24 protein-coding genes are annotated in these 26,841 nt (G+C 59.8%); 11 read left to right on the forward strand and 13 right to left on the reverse strand.

Translation table 11 applies throughout. From position 1 onward, the window contains the following. Positions 1 to 120 precede the first annotated feature (120 nt). From G6R15_RS14360 to G6R15_RS14375, 4 genes are read right to left on the reverse strand one after another with little or no spacing between them, the layout of a single operon-like run. Positions 121 to 2,163 carry a hypothetical protein gene (locus G6R15_RS14360; protein ID WP_164660651.1) on the reverse strand — a complete coding sequence of 681 codons (2,043 nt, stop codon included), beginning with the start codon at positions 2,161 to 2,163 and terminating at the stop codon, positions 121 to 123. Then, on the reverse strand, positions 2,160 to 4,922 hold the full coding sequence (locus G6R15_RS14365; protein ID WP_164660652.1) for a DUF4159 domain-containing protein: 2,763 nt from the start codon (positions 4,920 to 4,922) through the stop codon (positions 2,160 to 2,162). Before G6R15_RS14365 ends, G6R15_RS14360 begins: the two co-directional genes overlap by 4 nt. Beyond that, positions 4,919 to 5,794, reverse strand: coding sequence for a DUF58 domain-containing protein (locus tag G6R15_RS14370; protein ID WP_164660653.1), 876 nt, complete (start codon positions 5,792 to 5,794; stop codon positions 4,919 to 4,921). Before G6R15_RS14370 ends, G6R15_RS14365 begins: the two co-directional genes overlap by 4 nt. Then, a complete protein-coding gene (locus tag G6R15_RS14375) occupies positions 5,791 to 6,798 on the reverse strand; it encodes a MoxR family ATPase (protein WP_164660654.1) in 1,008 nt (335 codons plus the stop codon). Before G6R15_RS14375 ends, G6R15_RS14370 begins: the two co-directional genes overlap by 4 nt. Before the next feature lie 65 nt (positions 6,799 to 6,863). On the opposite strand from G6R15_RS14375, the gene G6R15_RS14380 reads away from it, so the two are divergent. Then, entirely contained in the window at positions 6,864 to 7,433 is a 570-nt protein-coding gene (locus tag G6R15_RS14380; protein WP_240336772.1) for a DUF1285 domain-containing protein, read from the forward strand. On the opposite strand, the gene G6R15_RS14385 is transcribed toward G6R15_RS14380, so the two are convergent. Beyond that, positions 7,430 to 8,365 carry a DMT family transporter gene (locus G6R15_RS14385; protein WP_240336773.1) on the reverse strand — a complete coding sequence of 312 codons (936 nt, stop codon included), beginning with the start codon at positions 8,363 to 8,365 and terminating at the stop codon, positions 7,430 to 7,432. The genes G6R15_RS14380 and G6R15_RS14385 overlap by 4 nt on opposite strands. A 172-nt stretch (positions 8,366 to 8,537) precedes the next feature. Here G6R15_RS14385 and G6R15_RS14390 point away from each other — a divergent pair, with 172 nt between their 5' ends. Together G6R15_RS14390 and G6R15_RS14395 are read left to right on the forward strand one after the other, a co-directional pair. Next, on the forward strand, positions 8,538 to 9,296 hold the full coding sequence (locus G6R15_RS14390) for a hydroxypyruvate isomerase family protein (RefSeq protein WP_164660656.1): 759 nt from the start codon (positions 8,538 to 8,540) through the stop codon (positions 9,294 to 9,296). Positions 9,297 to 9,307: 11 nt separating this feature from the next. Further along, a complete protein-coding gene (locus G6R15_RS14395; protein ID WP_164660657.1) occupies positions 9,308 to 9,514 on the forward strand; it encodes a DUF2798 domain-containing protein in 207 nt (68 codons plus the stop codon). Between the two features lie 54 nt (positions 9,515 to 9,568). Here the strand turns inward: G6R15_RS14395 and polA are convergent, their stop codons facing one another. Beyond that, a complete protein-coding gene (gene polA, locus G6R15_RS14400; RefSeq protein WP_164660658.1) occupies positions 9,569 to 12,373 on the reverse strand; it encodes a DNA polymerase I in 2,805 nt (934 codons plus the stop codon). 185 nt (positions 12,374 to 12,558) lie between these two features. Between polA and G6R15_RS14405 the strand changes: the two genes are divergently transcribed. Further along, positions 12,559 to 13,185, forward strand: coding sequence for a hypothetical protein (locus G6R15_RS14405; RefSeq protein ID WP_164660659.1), 627 nt, complete (start codon positions 12,559 to 12,561; stop codon positions 13,183 to 13,185). Between the two features lie 34 nt (positions 13,186 to 13,219). Here the strand turns inward: G6R15_RS14405 and G6R15_RS23125 are convergent, their stop codons facing one another. Together G6R15_RS23125 and G6R15_RS14415 are read right to left on the reverse strand one after the other, a co-directional pair. Further along, complete coding sequence (locus G6R15_RS23125; protein WP_164660660.1) at positions 13,220 to 13,456, reverse strand: DUF2459 domain-containing protein; 237 nt, start codon at positions 13,454 to 13,456, stop codon at positions 13,220 to 13,222. A gap of 217 nt (positions 13,457 to 13,673) precedes the next feature. Next, entirely contained in the window at positions 13,674 to 13,850 is a 177-nt protein-coding gene (locus G6R15_RS14415; protein ID WP_164660661.1) for a zinc-finger domain-containing protein, read from the reverse strand. A gap of 89 nt (positions 13,851 to 13,939) precedes the next feature. Here G6R15_RS14415 and G6R15_RS14420 point away from each other — a divergent pair, with 89 nt between their 5' ends. Next, positions 13,940 to 14,896 (forward strand): ABC transporter ATP-binding protein, encoded by a 957-nt coding sequence (locus tag G6R15_RS14420; protein ID WP_164660662.1) that lies wholly within the window; start codon positions 13,940 to 13,942, stop codon positions 14,894 to 14,896. On the opposite strand, the gene G6R15_RS14425 is transcribed toward G6R15_RS14420, so the two are convergent. Next, entirely contained in the window at positions 14,869 to 15,339 is a 471-nt protein-coding gene (locus G6R15_RS14425; RefSeq protein WP_164660663.1) for a DUF1203 domain-containing protein, read from the reverse strand. The genes G6R15_RS14420 and G6R15_RS14425 overlap by 28 nt on opposite strands. A gap of 121 nt (positions 15,340 to 15,460) precedes the next feature. Between G6R15_RS14425 and G6R15_RS14430 the strand changes: the two genes are divergently transcribed. The 6 genes from G6R15_RS14430 (at position 15,461) to G6R15_RS14455 (ending at position 23,147) form a co-directional block, all read left to right on the forward strand. Next, complete coding sequence (locus tag G6R15_RS14430) at positions 15,461 to 18,418, forward strand: error-prone DNA polymerase (RefSeq protein WP_164660664.1); 2,958 nt, start codon at positions 15,461 to 15,463, stop codon at positions 18,416 to 18,418. 104 nt (positions 18,419 to 18,522) lie between these two features. Then, positions 18,523 to 18,711: a hypothetical protein gene (locus tag G6R15_RS14435; protein ID WP_164660665.1), complete on the forward strand. Its 189-nt coding sequence runs from the start codon at positions 18,523 to 18,525 to the stop codon at positions 18,709 to 18,711. A gap of 18 nt (positions 18,712 to 18,729) precedes the next feature. Further along, complete coding sequence (locus G6R15_RS14440) at positions 18,730 to 18,972, forward strand: hypothetical protein (RefSeq protein ID WP_164660666.1); 243 nt, start codon at positions 18,730 to 18,732, stop codon at positions 18,970 to 18,972. Between the two features lie 180 nt (positions 18,973 to 19,152). Then, the gene (gene gpmI, locus G6R15_RS14445; protein WP_164660667.1) at positions 19,153 to 20,670 is read left to right on the forward strand and encodes a 2,3-bisphosphoglycerate-independent phosphoglycerate mutase; all 1,518 of its coding nucleotides are present in this window, start codon (positions 19,153 to 19,155) and stop codon (positions 20,668 to 20,670) included. Beyond that, positions 20,667 to 21,800: a murein hydrolase activator EnvC gene (locus G6R15_RS14450; protein WP_164660668.1), complete on the forward strand. Its 1,134-nt coding sequence runs from the start codon at positions 20,667 to 20,669 to the stop codon at positions 21,798 to 21,800. The genes gpmI and G6R15_RS14450 overlap by 4 nt, the downstream gene beginning before the upstream one ends. A 6-nt stretch (positions 21,801 to 21,806) precedes the next feature. Next, entirely contained in the window at positions 21,807 to 23,147 is a 1,341-nt protein-coding gene (locus tag G6R15_RS14455; RefSeq protein ID WP_164660669.1) for a S41 family peptidase, read from the forward strand. 97 nt (positions 23,148 to 23,244) lie between these two features. On the opposite strand, the gene G6R15_RS14460 is transcribed toward G6R15_RS14455, so the two are convergent. The 4 genes from G6R15_RS14460 to ilvD all read right to left on the reverse strand — a co-directional run bounded on the left by G6R15_RS14460 (position 23,245) and on the right by ilvD (position 26,819). Then, positions 23,245 to 23,622: a hypothetical protein gene (locus tag G6R15_RS14460; protein WP_164660670.1), complete on the reverse strand. Its 378-nt coding sequence runs from the start codon at positions 23,620 to 23,622 to the stop codon at positions 23,245 to 23,247. 11 nt (positions 23,623 to 23,633) lie between these two features. Continuing rightward, positions 23,634 to 24,395 carry a DUF6478 family protein gene (locus G6R15_RS14465; RefSeq protein ID WP_164660671.1) on the reverse strand — a complete coding sequence of 254 codons (762 nt, stop codon included), beginning with the start codon at positions 24,393 to 24,395 and terminating at the stop codon, positions 23,634 to 23,636. Positions 24,396 to 24,514: 119 nt separating this feature from the next. Continuing rightward, positions 24,515 to 25,105 (reverse strand): hypothetical protein, encoded by a 591-nt coding sequence (locus G6R15_RS14470; protein WP_164660672.1) that lies wholly within the window; start codon positions 25,103 to 25,105, stop codon positions 24,515 to 24,517. Beyond that, positions 25,086 to 26,819 carry a dihydroxy-acid dehydratase gene (gene ilvD / locus G6R15_RS14475; RefSeq protein WP_164660673.1) on the reverse strand — a complete coding sequence of 578 codons (1,734 nt, stop codon included), beginning with the start codon at positions 26,817 to 26,819 and terminating at the stop codon, positions 25,086 to 25,088. The genes G6R15_RS14470 and ilvD overlap by 20 nt, the downstream gene beginning before the upstream one ends. Between the last annotated feature and the right edge of the window lie 22 nt (positions 26,820 to 26,841).

Below are 26,841 nucleotides of genomic sequence, written 5' to 3' on the forward strand. Positions count from 1 at the left end.
CCCGTTGGGCCGGGCACTGCGCAAAGCGCAGTGCCCGGCCCAAAGCCGCTAACGATGTTGACAAAGTCGGGATCGTTCGGGTGCGGGAGAGCTGGCGAATTCGTGGGGATCAATAGTGGGTCAACGCTGCCCCTCGCGCAGCCACCCACCGATCAGAAGGGCAGAAGCCAGTAGCAAGACCAGCCAACCCGGTAACAGCGCGCTTTGGGTAACGTCGCGGGTTTCATAGGCGCCGCGCGGGGTCAGGCCCAGCCAGCCGCGACCCGCAGCAGGGCGGCCTTCGCGGACGCTGCGGACCGACGGAACACCATCTTCTAGTCGGAAGATGCCACCGCGCAGGGGCTGGATGATTGGCTCGAACAGCTCGGCGCTCGCGATCGTTTGCTCAAACTCGCGCGGGGCGGCGGGGCCTAAACCGACAACGGCCTCGCGGGTGCCTTCGGTCAGTCGGTACAGCCCCACTTCGGGGCCGTAGTATGTGGTTTCAAATCGACCCGGTGCGACTTCGGTCAGACCCAAATCCAGGCTTTCACCATCAGGCCGTGTGACGGTGACCGAACCGACCTCTTCAGACAGGGTGCGGCGGATGATCGTCATGGCTTGGCCTTTGGTTTCGGCAAACAACGCCTCTTCTTCAAGCTCGGGTTCCTTCATCATCCAGTGTGCCAGCCGCCGCAGCAGTTCCAGCTGAGGCCCGCCGCCTTCGTACCCCCGGCTCCAGAGCCAGGCGTGATCGGATGCCAAGAGCGCCACGCGTCCTTCGCCCACGCGGTCGAGCACCAGCAGGGGACGATCGTCGATACCGGTCATAACTGTGTGGCCAGAACGCGCCGCGACGTCGATCTGACGCAGCCACGGTCCCCATACGTCTGCGGTGTCAAGATCGGCAGTGACGGGATGCCGTTGGCCCAATTCAGTCACCTGGGGCAAATAGCGGTCTTCGATCACACGCGCGGTCGGCTCTGCGGGTAAAATAGGGGCCAGCGGTGAGCGATAGATGCTGTCTGCCGTGGCAAAGTCGGGACCAGCAGCGACCAGAACGGCGCCTCCATCGGCGACGTAATTGGTGACGTTGTCCAGATAGATCGCAGGCAGGATTCCGCGGCGTTTGTAACGGTCGAAAATGATCAGATCAAAGTCGTCGATCTTTTCCAGAAACAGTTCACGCGTGGGGAAAGCGATCAAAGAGAGCTCATCCACGGGCACGCCGTCTTGTTTTTCGGGGGGGCGCAGGATGGTGAAGTGCACCAGATCGACCGAGCTGTCGGATTTCAGCAGGTTGCGCCAGGTGCGCCCGCCGGGGTGTGGCTCGCCCGAGACCAGCAGCACGCGCAGCCGGTCGCGCACGCCGTTCATCTGGATGAGTGCGCTGTTGTTGCGGTCGGTCAGCTCGCCGTCCACCTTAGGGACCGAGAACTGGATCACGTTTCGCCCACCGTGGGGCAAGGTCAGTGGCAGCTCGAAATCCTGACCGATGGGCACGTCGACGGTCTGCACATCGCCTCCGTCGACCGAGATGCTGAGCTGTGCGAACGGCGACAACTGCGGCACGGCTCCGTTGTCTTCGATGCGCACGGTCAGAGTGATCGGTTCGTCGATGATGGCAAAAGCCGGCGCGTTGCGCACGATCAGGTGACGGTCCCAATCGTCTGCGCGACCCGTCAGCAGCACATGCATTGGGGCGGGCAGGTTGGGCGTGCGGTCGATGTCATGAGTGCGCCCGTCGGTCAAAGCCAAGATGCCGGCCACCCGGGCGCGCGGTTCTTCGGCCAACGCGTCGGCCAGTGATTGCATCAATTGCGTGCCGGTGTCGCCGTCCCCATCCGGCACGATAATCCGGCGCAGTTCGGTGTTTTCACGTCGTTCAATGGCGGCGACCAACGTCTTGGCGGCCTCAGCGGTTTGTGTGCTGCGATCGGACAGGCTTTGGCTGGCGCTTTCGTCTTCCAGAATTACGACGATGTCAGTGAGCGGAACGCGATCTTCGATCTGGTAAACAGGGCCAGATAGGGCTGCTAACAGCACCAGGGCCGCCAACCCGCGCAACGCCCAGCCTGAAAGCCCGCGCCACAGCGCAAGCACGACACCCGCCACAGACAACACAGTGACCCCGATCAGGATAGGCCAGGGGATCATGGGATCAAACAGAATGGTTCCGGTCATTGGCCCAACCTATCCAGCAGCGCAGGCACATGGACCTGGTCGGATTTGTAATTTCCAGTCAATACATGCATCACAAGGTTCACGCCGAACCGATAGGCCAGTTCGCGTTGCCGTTCCCCGGCATATCCGCGACCCACGGGCAACAACGTGCGCCCATCAGGGTCGGTGGCCCAGGCACCCGCCCAGTCGTTGCCGCCGATCACCACGGGCGTCACCCCATCGTTGAGGTTGCGGAACGGCATACCCTCGATCTGTTCGGCATCTGGTGGTGCGGCTTCGACCCAGACTTGCGTGTTCTTGTGACGACCGGGGAAGTCCTGCAGTAGGTAGAACGTCCGCGTCAGAACATGATCACTGGGGATTGGTTCCAGCGGCGGAATGTCCAAGGGCGCGGCCAGTTTTTGCAACGTGCGTCCATTCGGGCTGGATGCCCCGAATCTGGCAATGTCGGCGTCGCGGGTGTCGAACAAGATCATGCCGCCTGAGCGCAAGTAAGTGTTCAGCTTGGCATAAGCCTCATCCGAGGGCAGCGGTTGATCGGGGGTGATTGGCCAGTAAAGCAGCGGAAAGAACGCCAGTTCATCGCGTTCCAGGTCAATGCCGACGGGGTTTGCAGGTTCGATCGATGTGCGGAAAAACAGCGTGTCCGACAAACCCCGCAAACCGGCATTTGCGACTCGGTCCAGACTAGCGTCCCCTGTCAGCACATGCGCCAGCACCAATTCGTTGGTTGAGGTGAGAGCAAAATCAGCTTCCTCCGCCGTTTGCGCGGGCAGATCGGTGGGGAGCATCAGCAGCGCCACAATGGGTGCAATGGCTCGCCCAAACCCCAACCGCCCAGACAACACCAACGAGGCGATGACGTCGACCACCAGCAATATCAAAGCGAGGCTTAGCAGAAGTCCGGACAGATCCCGCTCGGGCTCGATCGCGAGGCCGCGTACAGGGACCGAAGCGGGCCAATTGGCGGTGCGCAATTGGGTGTCTTCGGTGATCACGTTCATCGCCAGACTGCGATTTTCGTTGGTATAGATGCCGGGGCGCAGGTCGGGGCCTATGGCATTGTTGACCAGTTGCTCACCGGGTACGCCGGGCAGGTTCCCGGCATCGGACAAGATGCCGAACCCGTCCATGATGTGTGTTGGGGTCCATGTGGTGCCTTCCAGGTTCACCGCTTCGCGGATCTTGGCGGCGCTCGATACCGCCAGCCGGTCAAGCATTTCGACAAACAGGCCCGACAGCGGCAAGTTCGACCATTCCGCGTTGGCAGTGACGTGGAACAGAACCACTTGCCCCAACCCGAGCGTTTTGCGTGTGACCAAAGGCGTTCCATCGTTGAGCGAGGCGATCACCCGGTCCGCCAGTGTAGGGTCGGGTTGCGCCATCACTTGCGTCGTCACGGTAACCTCGGTTGGGATCCGCAGACCGAAGAAGGGCGAAGTTTCATCGAACGGTGCCAATGTCTTGGCCTCTCCCCAGCTCATGGCACCGCCAACAGAGCGGCCACCACCACGCAGGCGCACGGGCATCAAGGCGTTTTCTTCGGCGCGGGCCAAATCGCTTGCGGCCAGTCGGGGTCCGGCAAAGCGCAGCAAAAGCCCACCCTTTTCAACCCAGGCGACCAGTTCGGCCTCTTCCAGTTTGGACAGGGTGGCGATGTCGGCCAAGATGACGACGTCGGGGTTTGCGGGCAGCACCTCGGACAAAGTACCGTCTATGAATTCGGCGGTGGGGACAACCACCTGAGTCAGGTAGTGTTTGCCGGACAACAGAGCCAACGCCTCGCGACTCTGTCGACTGGCAAAGATTGCGACTTCGTGTCGACGCAGACTGTCGTCGGCGAGGGTCACCGCACCGGCCGAACGCTGGCCTTCGAGCTCGAACCGGGTGATCCGAGCGCGCAACTCGGACGGCAGCGACATATCGGCGGTGGCCTCTTCGTCACCGGGTGCAAATTGGGCGGTTGCGCGCGCCAACACGCGCATTGTTCCCGCAGGATCGCGCCCTTGCGCCAGCAGAGAAACCTCGCGGGTGTCATCGGTCAGGGCGCGTGCCACGGTTAGACGCACGACACCGTCTTCGAATTTGGCAGGGCGTACAGCAAAGGTGGGTTGGGTTGATTGATAAACTGTGACCGCACCGCGGGAGTGAAGTAAATCCAGAGTGGCATTGCGACCCGAATAGTCCAGCCCATCGCTGAGCCAGATGGTATCAAAGCCCCCTTCGACCGTGTCAAGAATGTCAGCTATGCCGTTCAACTGTTTGTCCGAGGGTTGCCATGGTTCTGGCCGCAATCCCGGTATACGAGTGCTCCAGGCGGCGGCCGATTGGAACACCAACGGCTCGGGATCGCTTAAGCGCAGCACTGCGACTTGCCGTCCGGCACGCCCTGCCTCGGCCAGCTGCACTGCCAAAAGCTCGCTTTGGTCGGACCATTGGGTCGCTCCGGCCCAGGTTGCATCCATCACCACTAGTAACGGGCCAGACCCGATCTCATCGCGCGAAGGGTTGAGCACGGGACCGGCCAGCCCGATGATCACTGCCGCTACGGCCAACATGCGTAAGAGCAACAGCCACCATGGTGTGCGGTCCGAAACGGTTTCGTCGTCCTGGATACCCAAGAGCAAGGTAACAGCAGGAAACAGCCGCCGGATTGGCGCTGGAGGTACAGCCCGCAACAGCAACCATAGGATCGGCAAGGTCAGCAACCCCAGCAACAGCCAGGGTGCGGTGAACCCGATGCCTGCCAGAATGGTCATCTACGTCCTCCGTCCAATGCACGATAGAGCCACAAAAGTGCCGATTGCGCGCTGTCGTTCGTGTGGTGCAGACCCAGTTGCCAGCCGGTCAGCTGACACAGCTCTTGCAGCTTGGCCTTGCGTTCAGCCAGACGGTCCAGATAGCGGCCCCGCAGCTCTCCGGCTTTGAGTGTTTCGTGACGGACGGTGCCGCCGACACTCTCGAAAATGGTGCGACCTTGATAAGGAAACAGCTCTTCGCTGGGATCGAGAACTTGCAGCAACACGCCGCGCACGCCGCGATCTGCGGACTTGGTCAAGGCCAGTTCCACTTCGGCCAGATCGCCAAGGAAATCCGAGACAAAAACAGCGCGGGCATAGGGCACCATCGCCCGGTGCTCCGGCGGTTCATAGTCGGTGTCGACATCCTGTGTCCAAGCCTCGGCCAGTCGGATGATCTGCGCGTTTCCGCGCCGGGGCGGCAGGCGGGTACCTGTCAAACCCACCCGTTCACCACCGCGCACCAAAAGGATCGCTATTGCTAAAGCTAACAGCCGCGCGCGTTCCTGTTTCTGCGGCACGCCCTTGTCGGATGCAAACCGCATCGACGCGCCCTGATCGACCCAGAGCATTACCGATTGCGCGATCTGCCATTCCCGTTCGCGGACAAACTGCTGATCACCGCGCGCCGAGCGGCGGTGGTCGATCAGCCGTCGACTGTCGCCATGCTGCGCCGGGCGATATTGCCAGAAATCATCGCCCAACCCCGCGCGTCGACGTCCGTGATCGCCCAGCAAGACGGTGCCCGCCAGTTGCTCGGCATAGGCCAGCAACGGGGGCAACCGGGACGCTTCGGTCTCGGATCTTTCGCGCAAGGAGAGCGTCGGGGTCACGCCGCCGCCTCGGCCGAGCCCAGGCTGGCCGCTGTGGTTTCGATCAGATCGGCAAGGCTGTCTCCGCGCGCGCGGGCAGCAAAGTTCAGCGCCATCCGATGGCTGAGCACAGGGCGGGCCATGTCGATGACATCCTCGGCGTTTGGCGCAAGTCGCCCCTGCAACAGGGCACGCGCCCGCACGGTCATCATCAATGCCTGAGCCGCGCGCGGACCCGGACCCCAGGCCACGGTTTCAGCCACGCGGTCGGACACACCCGGTTCGTCGGGGCGGAAGGCACGGACCAGATCCAGGATCATCTCGACCACCGACTCGCCTACCGGCATCCGGCGGAGCAGGGTTTGCGCATCCAGCAGCTCTCGGTGGGTAAAGACCTGATTGGAGTCGTCTTCTTCAACGCCAGTGGTGGCCAACAGAATGTCTCGTTCGGTCGCGCGGTCTGGGTAATTCACGTCGATCTGCACCAAAAAACGGTCAAGCTGCGCTTCGGGCAGGGGATAGGTGCCCTCTTGTTCGATTGGGTTCTGCGTCGCCAAAACATGGAATGGCGCGCCAAGGCTGCGATCCTCGCCCGCGACGGTCACGGTCTTTTCCTGCATCGCCTGCAGCAGCGCTGATTGGGTCCGGGGGCTGGCGCGGTTGATCTCATCCGCCATCAGCAGCTGACAGAACACCGGGCCCGGCACAAAGCGGAAATGGCGCGAGCCATCTTCGGCGGTGTCCAGAACCTCGGACCCCAGAATATCGGCCGGCATCAAGTCGGGTGTGAACTGAATGCGGTTGCCATCCAACCCCATGACCGTCGACAGCGTCTCCACCAGCCGTGTCTTGCCCAGACCCGGCAGACCGATCAGCAGGGCATGCCCGCCACACAGCAGAGCGGTCAGTGTCAGGTCGACAACCCGCTCTTGCCCGATGAACCGGCGGGTGATCGAGGTCTTGGCCTCTTTCAGCTTGGTTTCCAGACGTTCAATCTCGGTGACCAGATCGGCGGGCTCAGACATGGTTTTCCTCTCGATGAACCTATATGTGTCTAAGTGTATCGCGTTGACTGGAAATGGCAAAAACAATGAGCGGACAAAAAGTCGTGACGCCCTCGGCAGATGACATCGCAGAGGCGATAAAACCGTCCAAAGACAGCGGATTGCCGCCGGTTCACCTATGGAACCCGCCATTTTGCGGCGATTTGGACATGCAAATCCTGCGCGACGGCACTTGGATTCACGAAGGGCGGCCCATCACGCGGCCCAAGATGGTGCAGCTTTTTTCGTCGATCCTGAAGCGCGAGGGCGACAAGTTTTATCTGGTTACCCCGGTCGAGAAGGTGGGAATCACGGTTGAGGATGCGCCCTTTGTTGCCATCGACGTCGACTGCGAGGGGGAAGGTGGCGCGCAGGTGCTGACCTTCACGACCCATGTCGAGGACCGGGTCGTTGCTGATGCGGACAATCCGGTCCGCCTTGGCGAGGGCAGCAAGCCGACACCCTATGTCATGGTGCGCGCCGGGCTTGAGGCACGGATTGACCGCAAAAGTTTTTACCGCATGGTTGAACTGGGTGTTCACCACGACGGCTGGTTCGGCGTTTGGTCTGCAGGTGCTTTCTTTGGTCTCATGCCCTCGTCCGAGGTTGAAAATTAACGGCGCGATTGGATCTGTGACGCGACAACACCCAACCCAACGATGGCCGCGCCAATGGCTTGGGTCCAGTTCCAGTTTGATCCCAACATTACCATGATCACCATCACATAAAACGGGGCGGTGTTGATGTGGAACGTGGCGACGGCCACTCCCAGCTTGTCTACCGCGCCGATGAACATGATCTGACTGACAGACATCGCAACAATGGCATAGATCGCCAGCATACCAATCTGTTCCATATCTATGGCCACGCGTGGCGTCACATCAAAACCCAGAACGGCTGAACCGACCAGCAGCGTTGCCACCATGAGCAACGCGCCCGAGAACGTGATGGTTGATCGCCCCACTGGTCCCAGTTCAGGGAATGCCTGCACGGTTTTCATGCTGGCCCAAGTGAACAGTGTGGTGGCCACAATCGCACACAGCGCCCCAAGCCCCAGCTGTATGGGGGCCAGGCCGCTGGTGGCAATGATGCCGCCGATGATCGACGCGACAACGCCAAAGGCGAACTGCTTGTTCAGGCGGCGGGATTTTGCGCGCACCTCCAAGATGGCTCCGATCAATGGGGCGCACGATGCGACAAGTGCAACAGTCACCGGATCTGTAAAAGCCTGAGCGACCAGCAGCAGATAGGTGCCCACACCAAAGCCAAACCCGCCGATCACCAAGGCGCGGGGCCAGTTTGCGTTTAGAATCCTGCTGGGTCCTTCGACCAACAGCCACAAAGGGAACAGAACGCACAAAGCCATGATCAAGCGGGCAGTGATGATCGTCAGAGATGGCCAGTTTTGCAACAAAACCTCGGCTGCTGGAAAGCCCGCAGCCCACGTCATCATGGCCGCAACGCCCAGCATGTTTCCCGAAGCAATGGTCTGCCGCGCGGAACCGGCGACAGGCGCAGATATCCGGGCGGGATCTGGGCTATAGGCCATCCCGTTTTTCCTGTTCGAATATGGGTCAATCGCCTGATTCGGCGTTACCCTCCTCGTGTCGCCCGAAATCGCCCTGCCATCTGGCCGGTTTTCGACAATGTGTCGTTTTCAGAGGCTTGGCTGGATATGGATCGACGGTTTATGCCTATCGGTGAACCTCAGGAGGGGTCCGATGCCCAAGTTTTCCGCCAATATCTCTCTGCTCTTTGCCGAGCTTGCTTATCTCGATCGTTTTCAAGCGGCGGCAGAAGCGGGGTTCGAGGCAGTCGAGATCCTTTTCCCTTATGAGATCGCAGCGCGTGAAACGCGTCGCGCACTTGTAGCCAATGGGCTGAAATTGGTGCTGATCAACGCGCCGCCACCGAACTACGCGGGCGGGCAACCGGGATTTGCGGCTGTGCCCGGGGAGGAGGCGCGGTTCCAACGCGATATCACGCGCGTGATGCGTTATGTCGAGCAGCTGCGGCCCGGTATGGTGCACATCATGGCAGGCTACGAACAAGGTGCGCAGGCGCAACAGACCTTTGTGCGTAACCTGCAATGGGCGGCGGATCATGCGCCAAGCCAGCAATTCACCATCGAGCCGCTGAACCCCGGCGATCAGCCTGGCTATTTCCTGAACGACTATGATCTGGCCGCAGACGTTCTGGATCTGGTGGATCGCCCCAATGTAGGCCTGCAATATGACACCTATCACGCAGAGGTGATCCATGGTGATGCCCTCAAAGTGTGGGAACGCTTCCACTCGCGGGCCGTTCATGTCCAGATCGGCGCTGCGCCGGATCGGTCAGAACCAGGGCGGGGCATGATGGACTTTCCAGCCCTGTTTCAGGCGTTCGATGATGCCGGGTACAGCGGATGGGTCAGCGCCGAATACAAACCGTCGAAACCTCGGACCGTTGATACACTCGGGTGGAGGCCCGCCAATTAAGGAGAGGTCAGATGCTGCCAGCCCGATTTGCCCCTGTTTTGTTCGGGTTTCTGGTTTCTGGGATCATGTCTTGCATCGTAACCTGCGTGGCAACGATCAAAACTGCTGGTCTTGGCGGTCATACTTTCGGCAAATGGATGGGCGCACGGGCGTTCAGCTGGCCCATCGCCTTTGCGGTTATCCTGATCGTCGCGCGCCTGGTCAGCCCCAAGGGCTGACCCGCTGCAAAGAGGGCCCGTCGGGCCTGATGCGCAGCGTGCCCGAGGTTAAACTCAGTGCGCTTCGGCCCAGTTGGCACCGCGACCTGCGTCCACCGTCAGTTTCACATCCAGTTTCACCGCCGGATCGGCCGCGCCTTCCATAACATTGCGAGCGACTTCGATGACTTGGTCAATGGCATCTTCGGCCACTTCGAACAGCAGTTCGTCGTGCACCTGCAGCAGCATCTTGGCAGGCAGATCGGCGATCGCATCGGGCATCTGTACCATGGCGCGGCGGATCACATCCGCTGCGGTCCCTTGGATCGGCGCGTTGATTGCGGCGCGTTTGGCAAAGCCGACTCGCGGCCCTTTGGCGGCGATCTCGGTCGTGTGGATCTTTCGTCCGAACAGCGTCTGCACGTACCCGTGTTCCTTTGCGAACTCCACAGTATTGTCCATGTAGCGGCGGATACCGGGGAAGCGTTCGAAATAGCGGTCGATGAAACCCTGCGCCTCGGCCCGCGGAATGCGCAGGTTGCGAGCCAGACCAAAGCCTGAGATGCCATAGATTACACCAAAGTTGATCGCTTTGGCCTGACGCCGGATGTCCGGCGTCATCTCATCAAGCGGTACGTCAAACATTTCGGACGCGGTCAACGCGTGAATGTCGAGCCCATCGGCAAAGGCCTGCTTCAGCGCGTCAATCTCGGCAATATGCGCCAGAATGCGCAGCTCGATCTGGCTGTAATCGAGTGAAACCAGAACGTTGCCCGGTTCGGCAATGAACGCCTCGCGAATGCGCCGCCCTTCTTCGGTGCGTACGGGGATATTCTGCAGGTTTGGATCGGTCGAGGCCAGGCGCCCGGTGTTGGCCCCGGTGATCGAATACGATGTGTGAACGCGGCCCGTGTCCGGGTTGATATGGGTCTGCAACGCATCCGTGTAGGTCGATTTCAGCTTGCTCAGCTGCCGCCAGTCCAACACCCGGCGCGGCAACTCATGCTCGGTTGCCAAATCCTCAAGGATATCGGCACCGGTCGAATACTTGCCGGTCTTGCCTTTCTTGCCGCCCTCAAGCGCCATCTTGTCAAACAGGATTTCACCGAGCTGCGCGGGTGATCCCACGTTGAACGTCTCGCCTGCCAACTCGTGAATTTCGGCCTCAAGCCCTGCCATCTTTTGTGCAAAGGCGTTGGACATGCGGCTCAGAACCTCGCGGTCGACCTTGATGCCATGCATTTCCATCTCGGCCAGTACAGGCACCAGCGGGCGTTCGAGGGTTTCATAGACCGTGGTCACCTGTGCGCGGTGCAATTGCGGCTTGAACAGCTGCCACAGGCGCAGGGTGATGTCCGCATCCTCGGCAGCGTATGCCGTGGCCTCGTCAATCGGCACCTTGTCAAAGGTAATTGCCGATTTGCCCGAGCCGAGCAGCGGTTTGATCGGGATCGGCGTGTGGTTCAGGTAGCGTTCTGACAGCGTGTCCATTCCGTGCCCGTGTTCACCGCCATGCATCGCATAAGACATCAGCATCGTGTCGTCGATCGGGGCGACGCGTACACCATAGCGTTCAAAAATCTTGGCGTCATATTTCATGTTCTGCCCGATTTTCAGGATCGACGGATCTTCGAGCACTGGTTTCAGCAGGTCGATGGCCTGGTTCTGCGGCATCTGCCCCTCGGACAGCTCATCCGACCCAAAAAGGTCATCGGCGGCTGCCGCCCGGTGGGTCAAAGGGATGTAGCAGGCCGATCCGGCCTCGACGCAAAGAGAAATCCCCACCAAATCGACGATCATTTCGTTCAAGCCGGTGGTTTCCGTATCAACAGCCACCCAGCCCTTGTCACGGATCAGGTCGATCCAGGGCTGCAAAGCCGCCGCATCGCGGATGCATTCGTATTTTGTGGCGTCAAAGGGGATGTCTTCGACCATCACCGCTTCTGCATCGGGCGCGGCTTTTTCCACGATGACCGGTGCTTCGGCGCCCAATTGATCAGCGACCCGTTTGGTTAAGGTGCGAAATTCCATCTCGGCCAGAAAGCCCAACAAAGTGTCAGGATCGGGATCGCGCACCTCGAGGTCGTCCAGAGTGAATTCGAGCGGCGTCTTTTCATCCAGCTGCACCAACCGTTTCGACAGCTCGATCTGATCGCGCTTTTCGATTAGGGTCTGGCGGCGTTTTGGCTGTTTGATCTCTTCGGCGCGATCCAGAAGCGTTTCCAGATCACCGTATTCGTTGATCAGCAGGGCTGCGGTTTTGATCCCGATGCCCGGCGCGCCCGGCACGTTGTCGACACTGTCACCGGCCAGGGCTTGCACGTCCACAACACGCTCCGGGAAAACGCCGAACTTCTCGAACACACCATCGCGGTCGATGCGCTTGTTTTTCATCGCATCGTGCATTGCGACCCCGTCGCCCACCAATTGCATCAGATCCTTGTCCGAGCTGATGATCGTGCAACGGCCACCGGCCTCGCGGGCCTGCACGGCCAAAGTGGCAATGATGTCGTCAGCCTCGTACCCTTCGATCTCTTCGCAGGCGATATTGAAGGCCCGCGTGGCGTCGCGTGTCAACGGCATCTGTGGGCGTAGGTCTTCGGGCATTGCCTCGCGGTTGGCTTTGTAGAGGTCATACATATCGTTGCGGAAGGTGTGGCTGCCCTTGTCGAAGATCACGGCCACATGGGTCGGCGCATCAGGGCCGTGGTTGCCGTCAACATAGCGCTGCAACATGTTGCAAAACCCTGAAACAGCGCCAATCGGCATTCCGTCCGACTTTCGCGTCAGCGGCGGCAACGCGTGATAGGCACGAAAGATAAAGGCCGAGCCGTCGATCAGATGCAAATGGCAGCCTTTGCCAAACTCGGTCTTGCTCATGATGTGGGGCCTTTTGTTATGGGGTCGTGTCCGGCTTTTTATCGGGTATCCCGCGCTTGACCGCAATCGCTGTTGTTGAGGCCGCTGACATAGGCAGGCCCGCTAACCTATCGTTAAGATTTAGTCGATATCGTGCGTAACACTTTAAGGTTGTTTTAGTTTATCCTCCTAGATAGCGTGGCAGCATGTCAAAACCGATTACCCTCAGATCTGACTACCTCGAACTTGGCGATATCTTGGAACCTGGCGAGCGTCTTCTTTGGTCTGGTCGACCCGCTTATGGGCGGCAGTTCTTTCAGGCGGTTTATCACGAGCGCCTGTTGCACACGGCATTCCTTGCGGCCATCCTTGTGATGTGGGGACTAGTGCCATTCGCCCCTGAACGGCCCGGCGTCGCGCCAAATACATCCATTCTGATATGTATGTCTGCAACCCTGGCTTTCGGCGCAATTTCATTTGGGATAGCCTGCACCCGTCGGCTTGTTCTTAGCAATCTGGTATACTTTGTGTCGGACAAGCGCGCGATCTTATGCAGAAAAGCCTTAAACTGGAGACTGCAAAGTAAATTGCATATCACGGCGTCCTTGCATCAGGACACAAGCACCGTTTTGCCCGGCTTTGCCGAGCATATGCCTCTGCGTGAAATTCGATCATCGCTTTCCGAAACCCAGATGTACAATTCCCCGCCGACAAAAGGTGAGCAGCCGGACCTGTGGGAGCGATTTTCGACCTCGATCGTGTACGAACATGTACCTGACCCGCAACAGCTGCTTTCCCGTACCCACACGTCGGACAAAACTACGTTATATTGAACGCCCCTGGCCAGTACGAAAACAAAGCCAAGCGTCACCCATCCAGCGATAAAAAACCCCGATGTGACAATGTCACCGAAACGGGCAGTGGGACCCATAAGCCAACTGGCGACCCGGCTTCTCGTAGCACCTGTCCAATCCCAGTATTAAACGTTCTGAACAGATTGAAATGTCCAACGGTCGGGAAAAACAGATACTTTTTGGTAAAGTGAGGCGTCTGGAGCGGTTCCCTTGTTTTTGCTTCGGGATCGGCAAATGACCGGCAGCCCATGCCGCTCTAGCTCGACACAATGATCCCAGGTTCGTTCGTCATGTGGCAAGAAAAAGTCGCAGTGAATAGGCCCCGAGATCAGGAAAACCTCAATTTCGCTGTCCGGTTTCTACCGCGAGCCTGTGGCGTCAATCTGCGCCCCTGCCACTGCGGCCCGAACGCAACGGAGCGGAAAAGCAAACAGTGCCAGGCAACTCAAAGCGTTGCTCGGTGCGTGTCACTCGCCTTCGTGACCCTTCAGCACGTATTTGCAATCGCAATACGGGCATTCGACCCAGCCCAGGTCTTCGGGGATCTGCAGCCATACGCGAGGATGACCCAGGGCACCCTCACCACCATCGCAGGCGACGCGGCTGGATTCGACGATTTTGGTTTCGGGCGCTTCGATTGTCATCGCTGGCGATCCTTCTAGAGTTGTAGGCCTCGCGGGCATGGGTTAGCTGCGTTTATGAGCGATCAACCGAGCAGGGGCAAGTGCGGCAGATGACCCAGGATGCAATCCGTATTGAAGGCTTGAAGAAAACCTATCGCGGTGGACGCGGGGAACCTGAAAAGCAGGCCCTGAAAGGAATTGATCTGGTGGTGCCACGCGGGTCGGTCTTTGGTCTGTTGGGGCCAAACGGTGCAGGCAAGTCGACCTTGATCAATATCCTTGCTGGACTGGTGGTCAAATCCGCAGGCAAGGTGACGATCTGGGGCTTTGATCAGGATGCAAACCCGCGACAGTCGCGAGCGTCTATCGGGGTGATGCCGCAAGAGTTGAACCTTGATCCCTTCTTTACCCCGCGCGGCGCGTTAGAGGTGCATGCAGGGCTTTACGGCGTGCCCAAGGCGCAGCGCCGCAGTGACGGAATCCTTGAAATGATTGGCCTCTCTGACAAGGCCGAGGCCTATGCCCGCACGCTGTCGGGCGGCATGCGGCGGCGGTTGCTCTTGGGTAGAGCGTTGGTGCATCGCCCGCATGTATTGGTGCTGGACGAACCGACGGCGGGGGTGGACATCGAGCTGCGCCAGATGCTCTGGGCCAATGTGCGCAAGCTGAACCAGCAGGGCATGACCATCATCCTGACCACACATTACCTGGAAGAAGCGCAAGAAATGTGCGACCAGATCGCGATTATCAACCAGGGCGAAAAGATCGTACAGGACAGCACTGCAAACCTGCTGGGCCGCTTGGATGCGCGTACCATGGTTATCCTGCCGGATGCTCCGGTTCTTGCGCTACCGGACGGCCCCGGGATCAAGGCGACCTTGCGCGACGATGGCGCGGTTGTGCTGTCCTATCACAGCCAACAGACCAGCGCTGAACAGGTGCTCGAGTCGGTGCGCGCTGCCGGCATCCATATTCGTGACGTCAAGACCGAAGAGGCCGATCTAGAGGACGTGTTTCTGGCCCTGACGTCTTCAGCAAGTCAATCGGCTCGGTCAATCCGCGCCTGATAACAATTGTTTCGGGATGACCGGATGTGGATATAAGCCACGTCAGAGCGTGCAAAGATGCGAGACACAGCCTGTGTAATCTGGTCGGTGGGTTCAATGGCCCCGGTGCCATATACGATCCGGTCATCAGTCCCGTAACCTTTTATCAGATAGTCGGGGGATGTGGTTAAAATGTCGGGCAAGCTTTCACCGCTTTCGCGCCTCTGGCACTCGTCGGCGCACAGAAAGATAGGCCCTGTTTCGGCATAGGGATGTACCCCGTCAAAGGGGCGATGTGCCAGGATCAGCATTGGTGCGCCTTCGGGGATATTGCACAGGCAGTGGCGGCATGGGTTACCTGCCCCGTCCGAAATGGTCCGCTCGGGCGGGTTGCCATATGCATCGGGGGCTCCGGCCTGATAGGCGCGGACTTCTGTCGTGGGCAGGGCTTCGATTGTGAACATGGGATGTCTCCTTTTCTGGGTCCAACCTGCCCGGAGTGCGCGGTTCGAAACGACCCGTTTCCTGCGCAATGCAGGTTTCGACTCGAAAAAGAACAAAACATGAATATAATTGCGACTCATCATGTTTTCCGAGCTGTCGATCACGTCGAATTTCACCTTCCTCACCGGGGCGTCCCACCCCGAGGAATACATGGACCGTGCCGTAATGCTGGGTCTGGAGCAGATCGCGCTTGCCGATGACAATTCGGTGGCCGGGATCGTGCGCGCGCACACCCGGGCGCGCGAGATTGCGCGCAAGGTGCGCGAACGTCAGACGTGGGAGGAACAGAACACCCCCATCGGCCCCCCATGTCCAGCTCACATAGCACGGTCTGCGTCCTACCCGGTCTATGCCGTGCCGCGTCTGATCCCGGCGACGCGACTGATCTTCACAGATGCCCCTGCGATGACTGTGGTGCCGCTAAACCGGCTGGGCTGGGGCAACCTGTGCCGGATTCTGTCCACGGGTCGGCTCAGGGCGGAAAAAGGCGACTGCATTCTCCACCTGTCTGACCTTGAGGATTTCGCGGATGGTCTCCACCTGCTCCTGTGGCCACAGGCGGCGACAGATCGGCGCGGCGTGGATGAGTGGGGGCCACGGGCGGAACGGTTGACGCGCCGCTTTGCCGGAAAAATGCACATGCTGCTCAGCCCTGTTTATGACGGTGCAGACAATGACCGGTTCACACGGATCGCAGAACAAGCCCGCGTGCTAAATATCCCCACACTCGCCAGCGCCGCCCCGCGCATGCACCATGGCGCCCGCCGCAAGCTGGCTGATGTGCTCAGCGCCATCCGCCTGCGCTGCAAGCTCGAGGACCTGGGGCGTGCCGCCCTGGCCAATGGCGAGCAGCGCCTGCGGTCTGAGGCCGAGATGCTCCGCCTCTTTACAGGTCACGAGGACGCGGTCGCGCGCGCCGGTGATCTGGCCCAGACCCTCACCTTCTCCCTCGATGAGCTGCGCTATGAATACCCCAGCGAGTTCAGCGAGCATGAAACCCCGACCGAGCGACTGCACCGGCTGGCGCATGAGGGGTTGAAATGGCGCTACCCGGCTGGTGCCTCTGACAAGGTGCAAAACATGTTGGTCCATGAACTGACCCTGATCGGCAAGCTGAAATACGAGCCCTACTTCTTGACCGTCCGCGATATCGTGCATTTTGCCCGCTCGCGCGACATCCTCTGTCAGGGGCGTGGCTCGGCGGCCAATTCGGTGGTCTGTTTCTGCCTCGGCATCACCTCGGTCAGCCCGGAAATGGGCACGATGGTGTTCGAGCGTTTCGTGTCCGAGGCGCGGGACGAGCCGCCCGACATCGACGTGGATTTCGAACATGAACGCCGCGAAGAGGTGATCCAGTGGATCTATGAACGCTATGGCCGACACCGCGCGGGCCTGTGTGCCACGGTGATTCATTACCGTGGCAAACGCGCCATCCGCGAGGTGGGCCGCGCCATGGGCCTGACCGAGGACACGATTTCGGGTCTCGCCTCGCAGCTCTGGGGCTTCTTTTCGGCGGACGGGTTAGAGGCGCAGCGCATGCGCGAGATCGGCCTCGACCCCACCGACCGCCGCCTGCAACAGACCATGGCGCTGGTTTATGAAATCGTGGGCTTTCCCCGCCACCTGAGCCAGCATGTGGGTGGCTTTATCGTGACGGATGGGCGGCTGGATGAACTGGTGCCTATCGAAAACGCCACGATGGAGGACCGCACAGTCATCTGCTGGGACAAGGATGATATCGACAGCCTTGGCATCCTCAAGGTCGATGTGCTCAGCCTTGGCATGCTCACCTGTATCCGCAAGGCGTTTGATCTGATCGGGCAGCATCACGGCACGCAATACGCGTTGGCCACCCTGCCGCCCGAAGATCCGCAGGTTTATGACATGCTGTGTGATGCCGACAGCATTGGCGTGTTTCAGGTGGAATCACGTGCGCAGATGAATTTCCTGCCTCGCATGCGTCCGCGCAATTTCTATGATTTGGTGATCGAGGTCGCGATCATCCGCCCCGGCCCCATTCAGGGCGACATGGTCCATCCCTACATCCGCCGCCGGAACGGAGAAGAAGACGTCAGCTTTCCCTCGGACGCGCTGGGCGAGGTGTTGGGTAAGACGCTGGGTGTGCCGCTGTTTCAGGAACAGGCGATGCAGATCGCCATCGTTGGTGCGGGGTTCACCCCGGAACAGGCCGACCGCCTGCGCCGATCGCTGGCGACGTTCAAGAAACACGGCTCGGTCAGCGAATTCCGCACGCTGTTCCTGCGCGGGATGAAACGCAACGGGTATGACGACGATTTTGCCGAGCGGTGTTTTTCGCAGATCGAGGGGTTCGGCTCGTATGGTTTCCCCGAAAGCCACGCCGCCAGCTTTGCGCTGCTGGTCTATGCCAGCGCCTGGATCAAGTGCCACCATCCCGGCATCTTTGCCTGCGCCCTGCTGAATTCACAGCCGATGGGATTTTACGCGCCCGCACAGATCGTGCGGGACGCGCGCGAACATGGGGAACAGGTACGCCCGGTTTGCATCAACACCAGCTATTGGGACAATGTGATGGAACCGGACGGGCGCGGCGGGCTGGCGCTGCGGCTGGGGTTCCGCCAGATCAAGGGCCTGAGCGAAGAGGACGCCAGCTGGCTCACGGCGGCGCGGGGCAACGGCTATCACGCGGTGGATGATGTCTGGCGCCGGGCCGGTCTGCCGCCGTCGGTGATCGAACGGCTGGCCGAGGCGGATGTCTTTGCCGCCTGCGGTCTGAGCCGGCGCGAGGCGCTGTGGCTGGCCAAGGCGATCAAGACCACCAAACCGCTGCCGCTCTTTGCGCTGGATATGGAAGGCGAGGCGCTGGATGAACCCGCCGCCCATCTACCCGAGATGACATTGGGCGAGCAGGTGGTCGAGGATTACGTCGCCATGCGCCTCAGCCTCAAGGCGCATCCGGTGGGTTTGTTGCGGCACCTTCTGACGCCCGGAGCAATGCAGGTGCGTGAGGTTCAAAAAGAGCGGGCAAAAACCACAGCTGCGTCACATCCGAAGTATTGAACCGTGATCTTATCAAGGTTGAGATCGTGAAAATCTGATGCCGTGAAACGCATGAAACCTTCAGTTCTCGAATCCGGGCGCTGACTGAATCAGAGGATGTTCCCATGATCACACGGAATCTCATCGCTGCCGCCGCAAGCGTTGCTCTGCTGGCGAGCACGGCCGATGCCTGCACCCGGTTGCTTTATGAAACAAGCAAGGGCGACTACATCGTTGGCCGGACACTGGACTGGCCTTTCTGCCCGGCACTCATCGGGCCTCGGACCGGTTCGCACGGATCAGCTGGAACCTGAACGCGACGCCGAAATTTGATGACCACCATGATGCGCTCGCAGCAGTGTTCTCGCTTGCGCACGGTCGCTGACGGGGCCGAGGGGCGCTATTACTATGAAAGCGTCTTTAACCCGGCGTTGTTTCGGGTCGACATCGGCAAACTGGATTTGTTCGAAGGCGCGTCCACCCAAAAGCTTGAACTGGGCCTCAAGCCAATGCTTGCCGGAGAGGTTTCAGCCAGCTTTGAGGCTGCGGAACCATTCAAATTCCTGAGTGATTGACGCGGAGAACATCGGTCGGAGCGGTAGAGGTATCCTCTGCCCGACCACCTCGTCACGTGACCAATCTGGCGCGCAACGGGGTTGTTTTGATCCCTATGGTCACTGATTGCGCTAAAGGCGGTTCACCCTTGGGCAGGCAAGGGTTAGAAGGCGCGCAAGAGCAGTAACCGGAGATCTAACATGACCGCCCCCAAGCCCGTTGTCCTTTGCATTCTTGATGGATGGGGCCTGTCAGATGACACCGAGGCAAACGCGCCTTATCTGGCCAAAACTCCGGCGTTTGATGCGATCATGGCGGACGGGCCGCACGCACAGTTGATCACCCATGGCCCGGATGCAGGGCTGCCGAGCGGGCAGATGGGAAATTCCGAAGTGGGACACACCAACATTGGCGCAGGTCGTGTGGTGGCGATGGATCTGGGGCAGATTGACCTGGCCATCGAGAAGGGGTCTTTCTTTGAAAATACTTCGCTTCAGGACTTCATTGCCAAGTTGAAGGAAACTGGTGGCACGGCGCACATGATGGGGCTGGTGTCGGACGGTGGCGTGCATGGCCATCTGGATCATATCGTGGCGGCGGCGCAAGCGATCTCGTGGGCCGGGGTGCCGGTGGCGCTGCATGCGATCACCGACGGTCGGGATGTCGCGCCGAAATCGGCCTATACCTACATCGGCGAGCTGGAAGAGAAGCTGCCAGAGGGAGTCAAAATCGTTACCGTCTCGGGGCGTTATTTTGCCATGGATCGTGACAACCGGTGGGAGCGTGTGTCCGAGGCTTATGGCGCCATGATCCGGGCCGAAGGCCGCGAAACAGGAACGGCTCATGACGCTGTGACGCGAGCTTATAACCAGTCCGAGACGGACGAGTTCATCGTGCCGACCGTGCTGGAAGGCTATGACGGCGTGCAGGACGGCGATGGTTTCTTTTGCCTGAACTTCCGCGCCGACCGCGCGCGCGAGATCCTGGCTGCCATTGGTAAGCCTGATTTCGACGGCTTCGATACCGGTGAACGGCCCAAACTGGCTGCGATGCTGGGCATGGCCGAATATTCAGACGATCACAACACGTACATGACGACCGCCTACCCCAAGGCGGAAATCGTCAACACTCTGGGCGCTTGGGTTGCCAAACAGGGCAAGCGGCAATTCCGGTTGGCCGAGACCGAGAAATACCCACATGTCACCTTCTTCCTGAACGGCGGTAAGGAAACGCCTGAGCAAAGCGAAGACCGCTATATGCCGAAATCGCCCAAAGTGGCGACATACGATCTGCAGCCCGAGATGTCTTCGGCCCAAGTGACAAAGAAGTTCGTTGAGGCGATCGAGGCGAGTTATGACCTGATCGTCACCAACTATGCGAACCCGGATATGGTTGGGCACACTGGCGATCTGGATGCCGCGATCAAGGCGTGCGAGGCAGTGGATCACGGTTTAGCTCAGGTGATTGATGCTCTGCACAAGGCAGGCGGCGCAATGATTGTAACCGCCGATCACGGCAACTGCGAAAAGATGTTCGATCCGGTCACTGGCGGGCCCCATACCGCCCACACGCTTAACTCGGTTCCGGTGGCTCTTGTCGGCGGGCCCCAAGGCGCTAAGCTGCGCAACGGACGGCTGAGCGATTTGGCTCCAACAGTGTTGGAGCTGATGGGTTTGCCGAAGCCGTTGGAAATGACTGGGGAAAGCTTGCTGGCATGATATTGCGCGCAACACTGTTGGGATTGATGCTCTGGGGTGGCGCGGCAGCTGCCGAGACCGATCCGGCAGACGCGGCGTTAGACGCAGCATTGTTGTTGGAACAGGCGGGCGTCGCCCTGAGTGAGGCGAACAGCGCACGAGATCGGGTTCGTGCCTTGACGGCAACGGTGCAGGCTTATGAGGCCGGGCTTGCTGCCATGCGCGATGGTTTGCGACGCGTATCCACGCGCGAGGGACAATTGACGGCCCAATTGCGCGCTCGCGAGGAAGAAATCGCGCAGCTGTTGGGCGTGCTTCAGACCATCGAAACGTCTGAGCCACCGGTTCTATTGTTGCATCCCGCAGGTCCGATGGGCGCGGCACGATCTGCCATGATGCTGGCCGAAGTAACCCCGGGCCTGAACGCGCGGGCACAACAATTGGCGCGGGATCTGGACGAGGTGACCACCTTGCGGACCCTGCAAGAGGACGCAGCGCAGAAGCTGGAATATGGTCTGACCGGTGTGCAAAAGGCCCGGTCCGAGTTGAGTCTTGCGATTGCCAACAGAACCGACCTGCCGAAACGGTTTGACGAAGACCCGGTGCGCACTGCGATCCTGATCTCGTCGACCGAAACACTGGATGGGTTCGCCAGCGGTCTGGCCGAGATGGCCGACGGAGAAATCGCCTCGACCACTGCGGATGTCACCAACCGCAAGGGGACGTTGACCCTGCCGGTTCAGGGGCTGATCCTGCGCCGCGCGGGTGAAGCAGACGCCGCTGGTATCAAGCGCGAAGGCGTGATCGTGGCGACAAGGCCCCGTGCATTGGTCACATCCCCCACGGCGGCAACGATCCGCTATCTGGGCCCGCTACTGGACCTGGGCAATGTGGTAATACTTGAGCCGCAGCCCGACACGTTTTTTGTTCTATCGGGCCTGCAAGAAGTCTATGGCGAGGCCGGTCAGGTTCTGCCTGAGGGTGCTCCGGTGGGACTGATGGGCGGCGCAGCGCCGGAAATTGGTGCTATCTTGTCACTAAGCGGTGATGGCACTGGAACTGACCGCACAGAAACGCTCTATATAGAAGTCAGAGAGGGCGGTAGCCCAGTGGACCCCGATGAATGGTTCCGAACCGACAAGGATGGATAAACACACATGAAGAAATTCGTGATGGCCGCGCTGGGCGGCACGTTGGCAGGGATTGTCGCGACCACCCAGATCGCAGGCCCGCTTGTGGCGCAAGAAGCCAAGAACAATGCGAACGTCTATGAGCAGCTGGATCTGTTTGGCGATATTTTTGAACGCATTCGCGCGCAATATGTCGAAGAAGTGGACGAAGGTGAACTGATCGAAGCGGCCATTGACGGCATGCTGACTTCACTTGATCCGCACTCCAGTTATCTTTCGCCCGATGACGCGGCGCAGATGCGTGTGCAGACCCGCGGTGAATTTGGTGGTCTGGGCATCGAAGTCACTCAGGAAGAAGGCTTTGTCAAAGTGGTCTCGCCCATCGACGGCACCCCGGCGGATGAGGCTGGTGTTGAGGCGGGTGATTTCATTACACACGTCGACGGTGAAAGCCTGCTGGGTTTGTCTCTGGACAAGGCCGTTGATCTGATGCGCGGCCCCGTGGGATCCGAGATCATCATCACGGTTGTCCGTGAAGGTGAGCAGGAGCCGTTCGACGTTTCGATCATTCGCGACACCATTAAGCTGACCGCCGTACGCGCCCGGACCGAGGGCACCAGTGTTGTATTGCGCGTGACGACCTTTAACGATCAAACTTACCCGAACCTGAAATCAGGGCTGGAAGAGCAGATCGAAGAGGCCGGCGGCATCGACAGCGTCAATGGTATCGTTTTGGATCTGCGCAACAACCCCGGCGGCCTACTTACGCAGGCAATCAAGGTATCCGATGCCTTCCTGGACGAGGGGGAGATCGTATCGACCCGTGGCCGTGACCCTGCAGATGGTGACCGCTTCAATGCGGAGTTGGGGGATTTAGCACAGGGCAAACCCATGGTGGTTCTGATCAATGGCGGTTCCGCTTCGGCGTCCGAAATTGTGGCCGGAGCACTGCAAGATCACCGTCGCGCCATTGTGGTTGGCACCAAGAGCTTTGGTAAGGGTTCGGTTCAGACGGTCATGCCGCTGCGCGGCGATGGGGCCATGCGCCTGACCACCGCCCGTTATTACACGCCGTCGGGTCGGTCTATCCAAGCCCTGGGTGTGTCGCCGGACATTGTGGTGGAACAGCCGCGCCGCGCGACCTCGACTGAGGAAGAGGAAGAAGAAAGCAACCGTCGTTCCCGGTCCGAGGCGGATTTGCGGGGCAGCCTGAACAACGACAGCCTGTCCGAGGATGAAATCCGCCAGATCGAAGAGGATCGCGCCAAGGCCGAAGCCGCCGCAGAACTGCGTGAGCAGGATTATCAGCTGGCTTATGCCATCGACATCCTCAAGGGCCTGTCTGCCCTTGCTCCGGCTGAGAAGTAACGTTTGACGGTCCGGGTTGTTCCGGACCGAACAACAAAGAAAGGGCCTGTCCGACGCGATGTTGGACAGGCCCTTTTCGATGAAACCGGGTGATGTTTTACATCGTTTCCAGGCAATGCCTGCGAAAGGCGCGCTTGAGCATGTCCAACTCGGCGCGCAGCAACTCGACTTCGGCCCGAAGATCGTCTGACACGGCCTCACCTGCAATCAATGCGAAATCGCCAAGTTTGGTGTCGGTCTCGTGATCTATGATCAGAAATGTCTGAACCCCATCTGCAACGGCGTGCCGAGGGATCGCGATTTTGATGTCCCAATAGCTGCTGTCGCCGCCTTCGATCAATTCGACCTCTTCCAGGATCTGGTCAAGATAGGTCACCCGGATGTCGGGCCGCTTGCCGGTTGTCGGGGCACCGGTGATACGGCCTTCCCACGCGCCGTTGCGCAGGCGGATTTTTGTCAGCGTGAGGTCGCTCATGCAAAGCCCTCCTACAAGGCAGCGCGCCGGTGGCGGCAAAATGTCAGGTCGCGGATGATGACCTGGTTCATGTCAGGCGCTTCAAAGATCAAGTCGAGCCAGACCTTTTCGATGCGCTTTTCGTTTAGGCGCGAATAGGCCAGGTCAAACTCGACCATCACGTCTTTTTCATTCAGCGGCAGTTCGCGCACAACTTGTTCAGTGTTGGGACCGTGTTTGATGTTCAGGCGGGCAAATATCTCCAGCGGCTTTTCCGTCTCGATAATCGTGTCCACGCGCAGAAGATGTGCTCGGGTCATACCGTTTGCCGCCTCTGGTGGCAGATCGATCACCAGCGACAGAAATGACCCATCGAATTTGAAGACGTCCATGCGCAGACCAAAGGGGGCCAGGTCGGCCTCTCGTGTATTGCGTAGCTGGCGCAGGGTGAGTTCTGAGAAGTCGCAGTCGTGAAACAGTTTTACCTCTTCACCAAGCGTTGAACGTGACGGCGCAGATGAAATGCCAAGCACCGGCAGCGGACCGCGCCAGACCTCTGGTCGCCAGGACCAATCGGTACCGTGAGGTTTGGGGAAATAAGAAGAGCCGATCACAGGCAACGCCAACCGACCATCGGCTTCGTGGATCAGGCGGTCCAGATGGGCGCGCAGCCCGCGCGCCTGATTGCGTTGGGTGCGCAACGCAGACAGCGAGGTCGTGCCCGACATTCGTGCAGCCCGCCGCCACCGCCGAAGCGACCGCAAGTGAAACAGCTGATCCAGTACCCTGCCCATAGTCCATCCATCGCGTGTTCGACCGCGTTCCAGACCCTGTTTACCCTCAGGTCGTTAACCAAAGAACCCCAATAGCAGGAATTGACGCAATTTTTTCCACGATGGGGCAACAATCACCTCTATGGCTTGATTGCGCTTGCTTTGCGGGTCTGGTTGGCGAGATCGGACAAGACCAGTGCACCTTCGTCGGTCAATGCAAGACTTCCATCGTTTGCGTAAAGCGCCAGACCGACCAACTGGCCATTCACAACAAAGGCAGATCGCCAGTGTTCCAGGCTGGCCCCATCAACCTCGTGCCGGTCGCCGGTCAATCGCACAAACGGCAGTCCACCGCGTGTTTTCTGCTCCAGTACGGTTGCGGGTGACGCCGATGCGGCCAATTCTTTGACCGTCGGTTGACTGGCAGTGTTTGTACTGACGGCTGTCACGGTGATCACCGCCAGGTCTTGCGCGGAAAAGAACCCGCGCACACCCAGGGTGTCGCAGCGGGCCAACATTGCGAAGCTATCTGTTGAACGCACTTTCACCGAGCGCTCGTCCACGCAATAGCCGAACGGAGCCATCAATTGGACATTGCCACTAGCGAGCGAGGCGCGTGTGACCTGATCTTTGGGGGCAGCGGCAAAGGACAGTGCGCCGTTGGGTTGACAGGCAGAGGTCAGCGCAAGACTTGCGCCGACCAGCAGTGCCCTAGAGGTCCATATAGTCATGTTTCTCCGATTTTCCGCCGGGGTGGGTGACCGCCCCCTTGTAGGTCTCGCCGACCAGTTGCGCATACTTCCACAACGCGCCCGAGGCATAAAGTGTCTCGCGCGGGCCGCTCCACGCAGCCTTGCGGGTGGTCAGCTCTTCGTCGGTCAGATCGACTGACAGCGCGCCGGTGATGGCGTTGATGGTGATCATGTCGCCGTCTTGCAGCAGCGCGATCGGTCCGCCGTGCGCCGCCTCGGGGCCGACGTGACCGACACAAAAGCCGCGCGTGGCACCGGAAAATCGACCGTCCGTGATCAGGGCAACTTTCTTGCCCATACCCTGACCCGACAGCGCCGCCGTGGTGGCCAGCATCTCGCGCATGCCGGGCCCGCCTGATGGGCCTTCGTTGCGGATGACGATCACTTCGCCTTCATTGTAGGCGCGCTGTTGCACCGCATCAAAGGCGTCTTGTTCACATTCGTACACACGGGCGGGGCCAGTAAATACGATGTCCTGGTCAGCCATGCCCGCGATTTTCACGATGGCCCCTTCGGGTGCCAGATTGCCTTTGAGGCCAACGACGCCACCGGTTGTAGAAAGCGGCGTTTCCACAGGGTAGACCACCCGCCCATCAGCTGCGCGGTCGATCTGTGCCAACTCTTCGCCCACGGTCTGGCCGGATGCGGTCATGCACTCCTCGTGCAACAGACCTGCCTTGGACAGCTCTTTCAAGACCACCGGGACCCCGCCTGCCTCATAGAGGTCTTTGGCCACATATTGTCCGCCGGGCTTCAGATCGACGAAATAAGGCGTGTCGCGGAAGATTTCGCAAACGTCATCCAGAAAAAAGTCGATCCCTGCCTCATGCGCCATCGCAGGCAGGTGTAGCCCCGCGTTGGTCGATCCACCGGTGCAAGCCACGATCCGGGCCGCGTTTTCCAGCGATTTGCGGGTGACGATGTCGCGTGCGCGTATGTCCTTGTCGATCAGTTTCATCACAGCCTCGCCCGAGGCAATGGAATAATGATCGCGGCTTTCATAGGGCGCGGGCGCACCTGACGAGTTGAACAGTGCGAGACCGATCGCCTCGGACACACAGGCCATAGTGTTGGCAGTGAACTGCCCACCACAGGCCCCGGCCGAGGGACAAGCTACCGCTTCGAGCTTTTCCAACTCACAGGTGGTCATGTGCCCGGCCTGATGCTGCCCTACGGCTTCGAACACATCCTGGATGGTGACGTCTTTGCCGTCGATCCGGCCCGGGAGGATCGAACCTCCATAGACAAACACCGACGGCACGTTCAGCCGGATCATCGCCATCATCATGCCCGGCAAGGATTTGTCGCAACCCGCCAGCCCGACCAACGCGTCGTAGCTGTGGCCGCGCATGGTAAGCTCCACGGAATCTGCAATCACCTCGCGCGAGGCGAGCGAGCTACGCATTCCTTCGTGCCCCATGGCGATGCCATCGGTGACGGTAATCGTGTTGAATTCACGCGGGGTACCGGATGCACCTTTGACGCCCAGTTTGACGGCCTGGGCCTGTCGGCTGAGCGCGATGTTGCAGGGCGCGGCCTCGTTCCAGCAGGTGGCGACTCCGACCAGAGGCTGATGGATCTCATCATCGCTTAGTCCCATGGCATACAAAAACGCGCGGTGCGGAGCGCGTTCTGGCCCCTCGGTGACATGGCGGCTTGGCAGTTTGGTCTTGTCGAACTTACGTCGTAACATGGCTTGCCTCCCTGAAATTCCC

It is taken from the genome of Tropicibacter sp. Alg240-R139 (assembly GCF_900537075.1).
GTDB lineage: Bacteria > Pseudomonadota > Alphaproteobacteria > Rhodobacterales > Rhodobacteraceae > Falsiruegeria.

What these genes read in the sequence shown, in the direction of transcription:
- G6R15_RS14360 (WP_164660651.1), bottom strand. Translation starts at nt 2,163, where the DNA reads ATGACCGGAACCATTCTGTTTGATCCCATGATCCCCTGGCCTATCCTG.
- G6R15_RS14365 (WP_164660652.1), bottom strand. Translation starts at nt 4,922, where the DNA reads ATGACCATTCTGGCAGGCATCGGGTTCACCGCACCCTGGCTGTTGCTG.
- G6R15_RS14375 (WP_164660654.1), bottom strand. Translation starts at nt 6,798, where the DNA reads ATGTCTGAGCCCGCCGATCTGGTCACCGAGATTGAACGTCTGGAAACC.
- G6R15_RS14380 (WP_240336772.1), top strand. Translation starts at nt 6,864, where the DNA reads ATGAGCGGACAAAAAGTCGTGACGCCCTCGGCAGATGACATCGCAGAG.
- G6R15_RS14385 (WP_240336773.1), bottom strand. Translation starts at nt 8,365, where the DNA reads ATGGCCTATAGCCCAGATCCCGCCCGGATATCTGCGCCTGTCGCCGGT.
- G6R15_RS14390 (WP_164660656.1), top strand. Translation starts at nt 8,538, where the DNA reads ATGCCCAAGTTTTCCGCCAATATCTCTCTGCTCTTTGCCGAGCTTGCT.
- G6R15_RS14395 (WP_164660657.1), top strand. Translation starts at nt 9,308, where the DNA reads ATGCTGCCAGCCCGATTTGCCCCTGTTTTGTTCGGGTTTCTGGTTTCT.
- polA (WP_164660658.1), bottom strand. Translation starts at nt 12,373, where the DNA reads ATGAGCAAGACCGAGTTTGGCAAAGGCTGCCATTTGCATCTGATCGAC.
- G6R15_RS14405 (WP_164660659.1), top strand. Translation starts at nt 12,559, where the DNA reads ATGTCAAAACCGATTACCCTCAGATCTGACTACCTCGAACTTGGCGAT.
- G6R15_RS23125 (WP_164660660.1), bottom strand. Translation starts at nt 13,456, where the DNA reads ATGGGCTGCCGGTCATTTGCCGATCCCGAAGCAAAAACAAGGGAACCG.
- G6R15_RS14415 (WP_164660661.1), bottom strand. Translation starts at nt 13,850, where the DNA reads ATGACAATCGAAGCGCCCGAAACCAAAATCGTCGAATCCAGCCGCGTC.
- G6R15_RS14420 (WP_164660662.1), top strand. Translation starts at nt 13,940, where the DNA reads ATGACCCAGGATGCAATCCGTATTGAAGGCTTGAAGAAAACCTATCGC.
- G6R15_RS14425 (WP_164660663.1), bottom strand. Translation starts at nt 15,339, where the DNA reads ATGTTCACAATCGAAGCCCTGCCCACGACAGAAGTCCGCGCCTATCAG.
- G6R15_RS14430 (WP_164660664.1), top strand. Translation starts at nt 15,461, where the DNA reads ATGTTTTCCGAGCTGTCGATCACGTCGAATTTCACCTTCCTCACCGGG.
- G6R15_RS14435 (WP_164660665.1), top strand. Translation starts at nt 18,523, where the DNA reads ATGATCACACGGAATCTCATCGCTGCCGCCGCAAGCGTTGCTCTGCTG.
- G6R15_RS14440 (WP_164660666.1), top strand. Translation starts at nt 18,730, where the DNA reads ATGACCACCATGATGCGCTCGCAGCAGTGTTCTCGCTTGCGCACGGTC.
- gpmI (WP_164660667.1), top strand. Translation starts at nt 19,153, where the DNA reads ATGACCGCCCCCAAGCCCGTTGTCCTTTGCATTCTTGATGGATGGGGC.
- G6R15_RS14450 (WP_164660668.1), top strand. Translation starts at nt 20,667, where the DNA reads ATGATATTGCGCGCAACACTGTTGGGATTGATGCTCTGGGGTGGCGCG.
- G6R15_RS14455 (WP_164660669.1), top strand. Translation starts at nt 21,807, where the DNA reads ATGAAGAAATTCGTGATGGCCGCGCTGGGCGGCACGTTGGCAGGGATT.
- G6R15_RS14460 (WP_164660670.1), bottom strand. Translation starts at nt 23,622, where the DNA reads ATGAGCGACCTCACGCTGACAAAAATCCGCCTGCGCAACGGCGCGTGG.
- G6R15_RS14465 (WP_164660671.1), bottom strand. Translation starts at nt 24,395, where the DNA reads ATGGGCAGGGTACTGGATCAGCTGTTTCACTTGCGGTCGCTTCGGCGG.
- G6R15_RS14470 (WP_164660672.1), bottom strand. Translation starts at nt 25,105, where the DNA reads ATGACTATATGGACCTCTAGGGCACTGCTGGTCGGCGCAAGTCTTGCG.
- ilvD (WP_164660673.1), bottom strand. Translation starts at nt 26,819, where the DNA reads ATGTTACGACGTAAGTTCGACAAGACCAAACTGCCAAGCCGCCATGTC.